This window comes from Sporolactobacillus vineae DSM 21990 = SL153 (genome assembly GCF_000377985.1).
Classification (GTDB): domain Bacteria; phylum Bacillota; class Bacilli; order Bacillales; family Sporolactobacillaceae; genus Sporolactobacillus; species Sporolactobacillus vineae.
Map to the genome: position 1 here is coordinate 1 of NZ_KB899068.1, position 11,047 is coordinate 11,047.

Genomic DNA, 11,047 nt, shown 5'->3' on the forward strand with positions numbered 1-11,047 from the left:
TCGAATTCCCGATAGAGCAGCAGTCCTGAGTCGGAGGAAAGAGCCCCACCTGAAAAATCGATCTTGATTTTTTTATTGAACTGAAGCGACGTTTCTTTTACACTGATCATATGAGGAGTCCCCTTACCTTGTATGTTTGGTTCTCACAAATTAATCATACCAAGGAGGGGCTCCTTTTTCATTCACTTTTTTCACTTAATGGGTGAAAATAAGAAATCCAGGTTAATCTTGTTTTCTCAACGTTTATCACCTCTAAGGTTTAGTGCTATGAATAATTCAGGTTTAATATACTTAGAAAAAAGCATAATATGGAGATCCAAGAAATTAATCATTAATATTAGTGTACTAATACTGACAAACTCGAGTCCAAGCACATAAAGAAGAAACTGAGAATTATTGCAAAAGAATCAACAATGGGTTTGAGACCCCGACGAATGTGGCCACAACTGTCAAAATCAAGTTTTGATAAAGGGTACCTTTTCACTCGCTCAATCTCCGTAACCAATTCCGGCACCTTGTAATAAAATACCAATATTATTTTTTTCAAAATACTTCATCAAATCAAAAGTAATACGAGCTAGAAACTCCTGACTATTTATACTTGGAATTAAATATTTAAAACAATCCTTTCCAGCGTTTTTATTAGGAATCTTTATAAATGAAGTTATATAAGATAATTGTAAAAGATGATTTTCAAACAATTTAAAACATTTTTCTTCCTGTGGCTCATTGATTTTTACTCTTATGTTAATGATATCATCTGTATTAGGAATTAAATTTTGATAACGATTACTTTTTATGAGACTCTCCAGTCTATTGAAACGAGCAATAATACTTTTTTCAAAATTAGATGATTTATTACCTTTCATAATATTTTCTGCACTGATTGATCTATATATTGGATTATCATACTCTTCATTTTGTCCCATTTCACTAAGAACTTCATTCAGATCCTCCGTCAACAATGATGCTCCATGAAAACTATCAGTATAGAAAAAGGTTCTCTCATCTGTGAGATCAAATGGAAGTCGAGTACCTTTTTCTGCAATGACAATCGCTGGCAAGTTACAAGCATGACGAATTGCCAATTCATATAAAACATTTGGATTTAAACCTGTTAAATTAGCAATAACTAAATCATCATTTAATATGTGCCCTATTATTGGTTCCAATACTGAACCTGTTTTTCTTATACGATGAGACACATATACTCTATAAGCTCTTCTCTGTAAAAGAGGATCTAAAACATCATCAATAAGTGAATCTACTTTTTCTCTCGCTTCTGATTCATCCTCTCCAATTGGAGATATCAAGAAGCACTTCTTTTGCTCCATTTAAAGTCTCTCCCCTAATTTCCTTGTCACTTTGACCAAACTATATGAATCCTTTATAAAGCTTGAACGGATAATAGTTGGCCATGTGCCCCTGTCACTAATGGCTTACTTGACATAGCTCTTCGACCCATACTGCTTCTTGTAATAGTCCATATACTCTCCGGACTTGATCTTACGCCACCAGTCTTCATAATCAAGATACCATTGAATGGTTTTCTTGATCGCCGTCTCAAACGTATATTGCGGTTTCCATCCCAGCTCAGTTTCGATTTTTGTCGGGTCAATCGCATAGCGGCGGTCATGGCCCGGACGGTCAGAGACATGTTTGATCAGATCGCAGGATTTACCGAGTGTATCAACGATCAGTTCAACAATATCGATATTCCGTTTTTCATTATGACCACCGACATTATAGACTTCACCCGGTTTACCTTTATGTAGCACCAGATCAATGGCTGCGCAGTGATCCTCCACATACAGCCAGTCGCGGATATTCTGTCCGTCGCCATAGACCGGCAGTTCTTTGTCTTCCAGTGCATTCGTGATCACCAGTGGAATCAGCTTTTCCGGGAAATGATAGGGGCCATAGTTGTTAGAGCAGCGTGTGATGTTTATATTCATTCCATACGTTTCATAGTAAGCCCGAACCATCAGATCAGCAGAGGCCTTACTCGCTGAGTAAGGGCTGTTTGGTGCAAGTGGCGTGGTTTCCGTAAAAAAGCCATCTGCTCCTAGAGAACCATACACTTCATCCGTTGAGATTTGCAGATACTTCGTCACCTGCTTGCTTTTCGCGACATCAAGCAAATTCTGTGTGCCTAACACATTGGATTTTACAAACAGATCCGGTTCGGTGATACTGCGATCCACATGTGATTCGGCCGCAAAGTTGACCACCGTATCTATGTCAAACTGATCAAAGACATATTCCAGCAGTTCACGATTACGAATATCCCCGTGAACGAAATGATAAGTGGGGTGATCTTCTATATCCTTCAGATTCTCCAGATTGCCGGCATAAGTCAACAGATCATAGTTCACCACTGTATCCTCAGGATGGAACTTGATCATATGATGGACAAAGTTACTGCCGATAAATCCGGCTCCGCCGGCGACAAGAAGACGCATAGATCATCACTCCATATTCTGAAGTTACATAAATAATCATTATTCAAGCAGATATTTTTTGCTCCGCAGTAACGCGGCAATCGTAAAGCTGTCCGTTATTTCTCCATTATCGGCCATTCGATACGCGTCAGAGAAATCAAGGAGGCATACGTTTTTAATGCCCTCCTCGGACTGCAATTTTGTGATATCCCATGTCACATTGAGTGCCAAATATATAGCCAGTTCTTCATCAATGATCCCACTGTCCGGATGAATAGTGCCTAAGTTAATATAGTGATCACTGATCCCTGAAATTTCCTCCATCAGCTCTCTGCTTGCTGCCAGACGTGTCGTTTCCCCTTCTTCGCGAAAACCTCTTGGGATCTCCAGCATTTGCTTTCCAAATGCTGCTCTGTATATATTAAGCAAAATGAGTTTATTGTCCGATGTTACAGGCAGAACAGCCGCTCCGCCCTTAAGGTTTTTGAGTGAAAGGACATTTCTGTGATCTATGTAAACATTAAAAAAATCATTCTGATAAATAATCTGTCGATCCATGAACAGAGCCTACTTTCTGAGCGAATTCAGGGAAAATGAACGAATCGTATCATAAATATTCCGATCATTCTTCAATTGTTCAACCTTACATCTTCCCTTAAAATCCAGGCGATTGATTTTTCTTTGCGTTTTCTTCGCCATCGGCCCCGTCACAATATTAACCAATTGGCCGATCAACCTGGAACCTATCATCTGTTCGACACCGTCCAGTGCCATCCCGATATAATTTATTCCCAGATCGGTTCCTTCGTTTGTTGCACCCTTGAACAGTGTCTGGATCCTCAGCACTTTCCGTTGCTTGACGACCTGTTGTTTAATGTCTCTGGTTACGATCTTTGGTAATTCATTTTCATACATATAGATAAAATCGAATATGCTGTCTTCAATCTCTTCTTCTTTTCTGGCATTCCCCATCCTGCGAAAGCTCTTCATTAATCGCTTGTATTCTTTCTGTTTTCGAATGTAGAGAATCTGATCAGGCTGCAATGAGGACAGGATGCCCATATTGAAAATTGAAGTTGACACAGTATTATTTTTCGCAATGACCTGTGCCTGACGCTGGGACCAGTGATGCTCCTTGAAGAAAACCTGATCCGGAGAAACTTTTTCCTCATGAGGTTTAGCGATGCGTTCCGGATAGGCCGCGGAACATTGAAAATAGTTGGGTATGTTGAAATTGTAATTAATATCAATATAATTCAGAAGTGTCGACTTTGCTCGTTCATCCAGCTGGATCATATGCAAAATGAGATCTCTCAGACGTTTTCGCGTCATTGGTACATTATCCCTTGATTGCTGCAGAACCTGATCTTGAAAGACACGTTTCTGAACTGTATCCAGTTCAAGATTCCCAAGATTTGCGGCAATATTCCGTGTAAAGTTCTGGGCAATATCGCTTTTATTCCATTTAAGGCATTGATCACTGGTCACACTTTCAAGAATCCCCAGTTCTTCCCCTTTATCCATATGGTCAGACACCAGAGTATGATTTTTCTCAAAGCCGGAATACAAGTCTGCCAGGCTCTTCATGTTGTTTCTTAACGCCGGGACAATGATCCGACCCTTTAGATAGTCTTCTCCACCCTTTGTTCCGATCAGCCGTAAGAGATGCTGATTATTGATAAAAAATGTGTCTGGTATAATAATACGGCCGTAAAAAAGGGCATAGAAATTGATCAGTGCCTTAAACTCAGCATCGCTCATATTTTTTTGGTAAACATTGTCCGCAAAAATAAAATATAGGTCAGAAAGCGAGCATCTTTGTCTGATCACTACGAAATTCACCTGCCAGAATTTAAAAAGGCACTGATCAACTCGACATTAATTGCTTCTATCATACCAGAGATCAAGTAATCTGACAGGACGTTAATTCTATAGATAGTAGCCCATTAATTGAATTGAAATCGGATATCAATCACAATCGCAAATTCCTAATAAAATCTCTCAAACACAATTAGTCTTCATACCCTGAATAAAATCTTGCTTCCCTCCATGGGATGGGTGACGAATCTTGTAGCAGTTAATCCCGATTCTATTCAGTGTATTTTCTGCATTATTGCCTACCGCAATAATCGTTTTGATATCAAACAGAGGAATCAGCCCATCAAGAAAGACACTGCCTACTTTCAGTTCTCTAAATTGTAGGAGTTCTGTTCTTCGTAGGGTTGTCTCTCTGAAAAGGATGGAAAGGAAAAGCATTCCACATTAATGGATATCTATGAAGTTGATCCAGCACGTCCCAGACAATGGTTGCCGTTTGTTCGGCATGCCCCTCTGGGGATACATAGTAGTCCTGATTTAATAAAAATTGAGAACTCAGATGACTCAAAATGACCTTCTCGCTGGTAAACGGAATACCGGTCCATCTGCATCCGTGATAACCGGGCGCTTCACCAACAAGTAAACGTGTGGCAGCTTATCTTACTCATCGCTCTCAAGTAAAGAAATAGATTTTTACGTGTATGCTTGCCCAGTTCATAGTTATAACTGTACTGATTGAACGTTCGGTCATTACTTGGATAAGCAGCCAGTTCATCAATCATATCTGTAAGACTCATTTAAGGTCCTCCCTCTTTTATGCACCTTTTTCGATTAACCAATTTTTCAATATGCCGCATCACACCTGGTTGTATATTAGTTATTCGTCGCAATCCTTCAAAATTCTTTAAAAAGCGCTGAATTTCCAACTAAAGTATCGGGAAACTCAATAATTTTGCAAAATCCGGCAGGAAGTCGATTATTGATATGGAATTATATAGATAGTTATCCATTAATCGGAATGAAGGTGAATAGATGTCATGATCGCAGAAATACATAATAAGATTTCACAGACCGGCAGCAATCTCTCAGACCGACTGGAAGACAACCTGACCGGAGATTTCTTTGGAACACTGCGCTACCTTCCTTTTGAAAAGGGTTCGAAATATGTCTTGGCTACAGCCCAGTTTCATGATAAGGATGCCAATAACCATTGGAAGAAGTTTATAAACTCATTGCACGGTTATCCGTTCAACTTTCAGTTCTGGAAGAGAATCCAGAATGATGAAATAGATTTATTGCTGACTTCTGAACGTGCTGTGATCGGCATTGAAGTAAAACTGGACAGTATGCTGTCCTCTGAAGATGAGGATACTGAAAAGCAAACAGATTACATTCACAGCCAAAATCAATTGGCACGATATTCTGAGATGATCGAAAAACATAAGAAGGATCGTCAAGGATATCTCCTGTTTATTGCTCCATTTAACACAATGAAGAAGGTCCGAACGGATATATACAAGCGAAGAATTATTGCCCCTTCGATTCAGCTCGGCTTTATGAACTGGCAGGATGTTTATGAGGCATTAAAGAATCCCGAACTAACCACAAACCTAAACCAGGGCGAGAACCTGATTATTAGCGATTTGAAGAAACTATTGCATAAGAAAGAACTCTATCATTTCCATGGGTTCTCCGGTTTTGGGATCAATGGTCAGCTCACAGAGCATTGGCGCGCACACAAGACGTACGTCTTCACTCCCAGGCATATGCACTTGAATTGGGAAGAAGTTCATCCACTCAGAAAGGACGATTTCTATGAGTTCAGCAAATGAGATTGGGCAAAACATTGTCACCGTAGTGAGTGTCATTGACACACTGAGGAATTAGCAACAGGCCTCTATGCTGTTCCTTTTTTTTATTTTTTTTACAGGAATTTGTTGCTTCTTATCGAACATTTTCAGTATTTACATAGGCGGCTCTGCCAACGATTCCTAGGAATGCTGATTATAATCTAAACATTACAATATTAAGCTGAAATAAACTAATAAAACCAGAAAGCATCAATAATCGAACATAAAATTATTTTTGGAGGTTACAGCATTGAAGACACAGACAACTGCTGCACAAATTTGAAAATTTATTGGTGAGAAAAAGCCAATTATCACTATTGACACAAGTAGCTGGCTAGACTTGTATAGATATAGCCCTGACGAGGCAAAAGCACTTCTATCAGTTTATAATGCGCTTAAATCCAATATATGGATTCTCTGTCAAGTAATTAGTGTTTGATAAGCACTCACCAAAATTGCAAAAAGTCCAATTTCAATTACCTAAATCATTCAGACGTGAATTAAGGTCAATAATTAACACGGCAAAAGCTGATGTCACTAAGAAAATTAATAAATCTAAACGCTTTTTTTACCAGAAACTGATCAGCTATCAACCTCCGTTAGTTCGAAATTGGATGAAATTGAAAGTATGCTCTCATATGATCAGGATAACCCCAAAGATAACTGGTCTGAAGAACAGAAGCTTTGGTTGAAGGCTAATAAACCTAAAGAGCTGTTTGACTCTCTAATTCAGATTGGACAATATGGAAACGGCTTTACTCCCAAGGAATTAATCAATATATATGATGAGGGTGAGAAAAGGTACGCCGCTCACCTTGGGCCTGGTTATCTTGATGAAAAAAAAGATCATAATGATCCAACCGGAACACAGAAATTTGGGGATTTGATACTTTGGAAGGAATCAATTAGGCATTGTCATTCTGATAAGCGTCCTCTTCTTTTTGTTACTGGAGATATCAAAAGGGATTGGTGGGAATTTGACGAAAATAAATAATAGGGTTACACGATTTCATGCGTCGTGAATTTTCTTCTAAGACTGGTTTATCAGACAATGATGTCCAAATTGCATCAACGTCTATCTTATTTCTTGCGATAAGCGACATCGCAGCAGAGCATGCACTTTCATATTTTCTAAACCTAAGTATTGATGATAATGTGAGTAATATACTGGGGGCGGAAAATGCGTTAGAATTGCTCAACAAGAATGGAATGCTTGAAAGTTCCTTTATCAATAATGGAGATTTGCAAGAATTTGTTGACGATCCAATAAGCAACGTTGAAATTCTTGATGCAAGCGACCTAGACTTTTTTGATTGGTCTGTAAAAGTTGAAGATAATCAAATGTTTTTAAGTGGGAATGTGTCCTGTGAAGTTGAAACTTCAGTTGAAAGCATGTGGTCGCAGGATGAAACATTTTCAAAGGAATACCAAGTATCTATTTTGGCTAGTGTTTCAATAGTATTAACTCCAAAAGATGATGAGGACTTAAAAGCAGAGCAAATTCTTGACGCAATATGTGACCATGATTTTGACGTTTTACGCGATTATTTTTCTGAAGAAATTGACTTACAGAGTTTCAACATCGATGACGCAAATCTAATTTATGATGAAGATTAATTGGAAAAACAAGATTTTTTTGTCAATATAATCTGTCTTACGATGTGACTAATATATAGGTGCTAAAAAAAGCCAATATTCATAGAGGATTATCTATCCTTTTGGCGAAATGTTTTTTAAAGGGGATGGTGTCAATGGATATTGATTTAATTAAACATGAGATAGGACAGCTCAATCAACCATTTGAAAACAGAATTAAGTTGTTCTTTGTTGAAAAAGAATCGGGCAATTATTGTACATATTATCCGGAAATAAATGATAGTGTTAGAGAATCAATAAATGATCTAGTTAAAAATTCACTATCACTTAGGTTATTTACTTTTAAGCAGGTGGAATATAATCCCAGTATTACTGAAGACGATACATTACAAGTATCGCCTATTGATGGATTGGCAGATATTCCAGACATTATTGATAAAATAAATTATGAAAATGCAGAAAAGGATTTAAGTGAGCTGGTTCCCGATAAGATTACATTTTACGTTATAGAATACGTTTTAAAAAAAGACAGCCTATTAATATTTCGTAGAATAAATAAAATGAGAAAAATAAGAGAAGCTGGTTTTATTGGACAAATGTTTGGAAATCAATTTGTTAAAATTGAAAATGATTTTTTTGGGCTTGATGGTACATTTGATATTCTCATTTTTAATGGTGAGGCCTTGATTATAAATCGTATTGCATTGGAAAGAATTTTTAACATGAAAGACTATTTTTCCGAAAAAACAAACCAGGCAATGGCTATTATTAAGGAACAGAATAGAATATCACATTTCGAACAATTTAAAGAAGATTGCTTATCAGATGCAAGGATAACCAAAAAGATAACGAAGTTAGTAAATACTAAGGATCAGCTTCCAAAATTTTTTAATAACTTTTCAGGCATTCAGACTGTTATAGCGGAATTCGATTTGGATATAAATCTTGATGAAAAAGGAAAAATAAACTATGACGGATCAAAAAGCGAATTGTTTGAGATAACAAATTTAATGTCTGACGCATATTATGAGTCTTTATTATTTAAGCGAAAAGGAGTAGATCCTTCGTAATTTAACAAGAGGTACTCATATGAATAACTTTGTTAAATCATTATTCTTCATTTCATCATACATGCCGTTATTTGTGTTTTTAGCTATTGCTAATATTAGTTTAGCAAAGAATAATAAGCATGATGTTTGGTATAAAATAATTTGGGAAAATAATTGGCATAATTTAGGTATTGAAACGAGAATTTTCTGGATAATAATTACGTTTTTAATGGTAATATCAATATTAGCAATTGTCATCTTCACAAATTGGAAAACATCAAAAAGCCTAATTGTAATACCCAATATGAGCTTACTAAAAGATGAAGTTATGAGCTATGTTGTCACTTATGTAATCCCCATTCTGTCGCTAAATGTTAAGAGTAGCTCTAGCCTTATTATTAATTCATTACTGTTTGTAACGATTGGAGTAATTTATGTTAAAAATGATTTGATCTATCTGAATCCTGTACTGTCACTATTGGGCTATCGAGTTTATTCAGATAATGAGAATATTTATTTGTCCAAGATTAAACCAAGCCAGGTCAAGAGAGGGCTAAAATTAAAGAAAAAAGTACTTGTTTGGCATATCATAGGAAATGTTTATATATTAAAGCTTGAAAAATAGCCAAATTTTAGGATACTAGACAATTGAAGGGGCGTTCGGCTTTTTTCCTGGACCAGCACAGCTAGGCAGCCGTGGCCTGACGGTATTTTTGCGGGCTCATGCCCCCTGCAACAGGTATTATACCACTCGATATAGATATCCAGCTCGGTCATGAAGTCTTGAGACGCCTCGCCAAGAGCGATTGTAACAGAATTCGGTCTTGATGTGATCCATCTCTGAAGCAGGAAAGAACCAGTCTTTCTCACGTCGCAAGAAGCGTTGTCAGGAGAATGGCTATTGGGCTTATGACACGACCAGTATCTCCAGCTATTCAGACCTGCTGAAGCAAGTTGCTTATGGTGATTACAGCCAACAGAATGTACACCTCTGCCATCTTTTTTACCACCTAATGCCAAACAATGTACCAATTAATGACAACCCTATTTACCACTCAATCCCTCCTGTATAATGAGTGAGCACACCGCAGGTGTGCCAAATTCATTTTTCAGGAGGTGTTCTCTTTACTATCGAAAAGTACTGGAACTTCATGAGGAAGGCGTGAGTCTGCGAGGTATTGCCTCAAGTACGGGGAATTCTCGGCAGAAGGTCACAGAAATCATCCAAAGGGCTAAGAAAAAAGGTCTGGCCTGTCCTCTGGATGACGATATGACTGATCAGTGGATTGAGGAATTTCTCTATCCAGAAAAAGCACTGGAGGTGTTAATGACACCGTAAGGTGTTCACTAGATGACGGGGTCATTTGTCCATGAATTGACGGGTAACTTGTCCATGTGCCGGTAAAAAATCAGCGATGGTTCAAACGCCATCGCTTTAATTTTATATGTTCTTATCAGATCAGGATAATTCGCCGTCAATGACACGTTTGACCATCCTGTCATCAAGAATGGGATGAGCGTTTTGTGCGCCATACAAGAGACTATGGGTACACACCTTATTAATTAAGCGAGCTGCGCCGCCTGAATAACGGTGAATCTCATCAATCGCTCCATCTGAAAAAACGGGATGGTCACAGCCGGCATACTTCAGATGACTGGTTATGTAGGCTCCGGTTTCTGAGCGATCATAATGGCCCAACTTACATTGAAGATCAATCCGTTGCCGGATCGCCGCATAAGACTGCAGGTGCAGCCGGTTCCACAGCTCACTTTGCCCGACCAAAATCAGAGCCATCGGACTTTGAGAGTCCATTTTGAAATTGAGCAGAAACCGGACCTCCTCCAACATCTCCCGATCCAGAAGATGGGCCTCATCCACAACAACCACCGGTTGAATACCATGGATTCCTCGCATCAGTTCAATCTCATGATGCAACTGGCGCTTGGCATCTCCCCGGTAAAACCGAGCTTCGCATCCCAGCTGTTCCAGCAGCCCCTTATAAAAATGCCGAGGTGTCAGCTTAGAGTCGGCCAGATACAACACACTGTATTTTGATGCATCCAATTGGTCTGTAAACCGACGAATGGTTGTTGTTTTCCCTGTGCCACAATCGCCAGTAACGACAGCGAAGAGTTGACGTTTAGCCGCATAAGTCAAGCGCCCTAAAATCTCATCCATTGGAAGAGAGGCATAGAGGGCATCCGTCGGAACGGACCGTGAAAAAGGGGTTTGACTCATATGATAGAACACTTCATACAAGGCGTTCACCTTCCTCGATCACTTTACGGAAGG

The 11,047-nt window shown here is 38.6% G+C and carries 10 protein-coding genes and 1 pseudogene; 6 read left to right on the top strand and 5 right to left on the bottom strand.

Annotated features, from left to right (window positions below):
* Positions 1-488 precede the first annotated feature (488 nt).
* From D889_RS0114230 to D889_RS0114245, 4 genes are all read right to left on the bottom strand, one after another.
* A complete protein-coding gene (locus D889_RS0114230; protein ID WP_010632867.1) occupies positions 489-1,334 on the bottom strand; it encodes a hypothetical protein in 846 nt (281 codons plus the stop codon).
* A 105-nt stretch (positions 1,335-1,439) separates the two neighbouring features.
* Positions 1,440-2,462 carry a dTDP-glucose 4,6-dehydratase gene (gene rfbB / locus D889_RS0114235; RefSeq protein ID WP_010632866.1) on the bottom strand — a complete coding sequence of 341 codons (1,023 nt, stop codon included), beginning with the start codon at positions 2,460-2,462 and terminating at the stop codon, positions 1,440-1,442.
* Positions 2,463-2,501: 39 nt separating this feature from the next.
* Entirely contained in the window at positions 2,502-2,999 is a 498-nt protein-coding gene (locus D889_RS0114240; protein ID WP_010632865.1) for an NUDIX hydrolase, read from the bottom strand.
* Positions 3,000-3,008: 9 nt separating this feature from the next.
* Positions 3,009-4,202: a hypothetical protein gene (locus tag D889_RS0114245; protein ID WP_238537738.1), complete on the bottom strand. Its 1,194-nt coding sequence runs from the start codon at positions 4,200-4,202 to the stop codon at positions 3,009-3,011.
* Positions 4,203-5,296: 1,094 nt separating this feature from the next.
* On the opposite strand from D889_RS0114245, the gene D889_RS0114255 reads away from it, so the two are divergent.
* The 6 genes and pseudogenes from D889_RS0114255 to D889_RS0114280 all read left to right on the top strand — a co-directional run bounded on the left by D889_RS0114255 (position 5,297) and on the right by D889_RS0114280 (position 10,093).
* Positions 5,297-6,091, top strand: coding sequence for a hypothetical protein (locus D889_RS0114255; protein ID WP_010632862.1), 795 nt, complete (start codon positions 5,297-5,299; stop codon positions 6,089-6,091).
* A 334-nt stretch (positions 6,092-6,425) separates the two neighbouring features.
* A pseudogene (locus tag D889_RS15930) lies at positions 6,426-7,103 on the top strand (PIN-like domain-containing protein).
* 17 nt (positions 7,104-7,120) lie between these two features.
* On the top strand, positions 7,121-7,726 hold the full coding sequence (locus D889_RS0114265; RefSeq protein ID WP_010632860.1) for a hypothetical protein: 606 nt from the start codon (positions 7,121-7,123) through the stop codon (positions 7,724-7,726).
* A gap of 134 nt (positions 7,727-7,860) precedes the next feature.
* A complete protein-coding gene (locus D889_RS0114270; protein ID WP_018962445.1) occupies positions 7,861-8,775 on the top strand; it encodes a Kiwa anti-phage protein KwaB-like domain-containing protein in 915 nt (304 codons plus the stop codon).
* A gap of 19 nt (positions 8,776-8,794) precedes the next feature.
* Positions 8,795-9,379 carry an anti-phage protein KwaA gene (kwaA, locus tag D889_RS0114275; protein WP_010632858.1) on the top strand — a complete coding sequence of 195 codons (585 nt, stop codon included), beginning with the start codon at positions 8,795-8,797 and terminating at the stop codon, positions 9,377-9,379.
* 468 nt (positions 9,380-9,847) lie between these two features.
* Entirely contained in the window at positions 9,848-10,093 is a 246-nt protein-coding gene (locus D889_RS0114280) for an integrase (RefSeq protein ID WP_248676845.1), read from the top strand.
* A gap of 120 nt (positions 10,094-10,213) precedes the next feature.
* Here the strand turns inward: D889_RS0114280 and D889_RS0114285 are convergent, their stop codons facing one another.
* Positions 10,214-11,014 (bottom strand): AAA family ATPase, encoded by an 801-nt coding sequence (locus D889_RS0114285; RefSeq protein WP_026039150.1) that lies wholly within the window; start codon positions 11,012-11,014, stop codon positions 10,214-10,216.
* Positions 11,015-11,047: the final 33 nt, after the last annotated feature.

What these genes read in the sequence shown, in the direction of transcription:
- D889_RS0114230 (WP_010632867.1), bottom strand. Translation starts at nt 1,334, where the DNA reads ATGGAGCAAAAGAAGTGCTTCTTGATATCTCCAATTGGAGAGGATGAA.
- rfbB (WP_010632866.1), bottom strand. Translation starts at nt 2,462, where the DNA reads ATGCGTCTTCTTGTCGCCGGCGGAGCCGGATTTATCGGCAGTAACTTT.
- D889_RS0114240 (WP_010632865.1), bottom strand. Translation starts at nt 2,999, where the DNA reads ATGGATCGACAGATTATTTATCAGAATGATTTTTTTAATGTTTACATA.
- D889_RS0114245 (WP_238537738.1), bottom strand. Translation starts at nt 4,202, where the DNA reads ATGAGCGATGCTGAGTTTAAGGCACTGATCAATTTCTATGCCCTTTTT.
- D889_RS0114255 (WP_010632862.1), top strand. Translation starts at nt 5,297, where the DNA reads ATGATCGCAGAAATACATAATAAGATTTCACAGACCGGCAGCAATCTC.
- D889_RS0114265 (WP_010632860.1), top strand. Translation starts at nt 7,121, where the DNA reads ATGCGTCGTGAATTTTCTTCTAAGACTGGTTTATCAGACAATGATGTC.
- D889_RS0114270 (WP_018962445.1), top strand. Translation starts at nt 7,861, where the DNA reads ATGGATATTGATTTAATTAAACATGAGATAGGACAGCTCAATCAACCA.
- kwaA (WP_010632858.1), top strand. Translation starts at nt 8,795, where the DNA reads ATGAATAACTTTGTTAAATCATTATTCTTCATTTCATCATACATGCCG.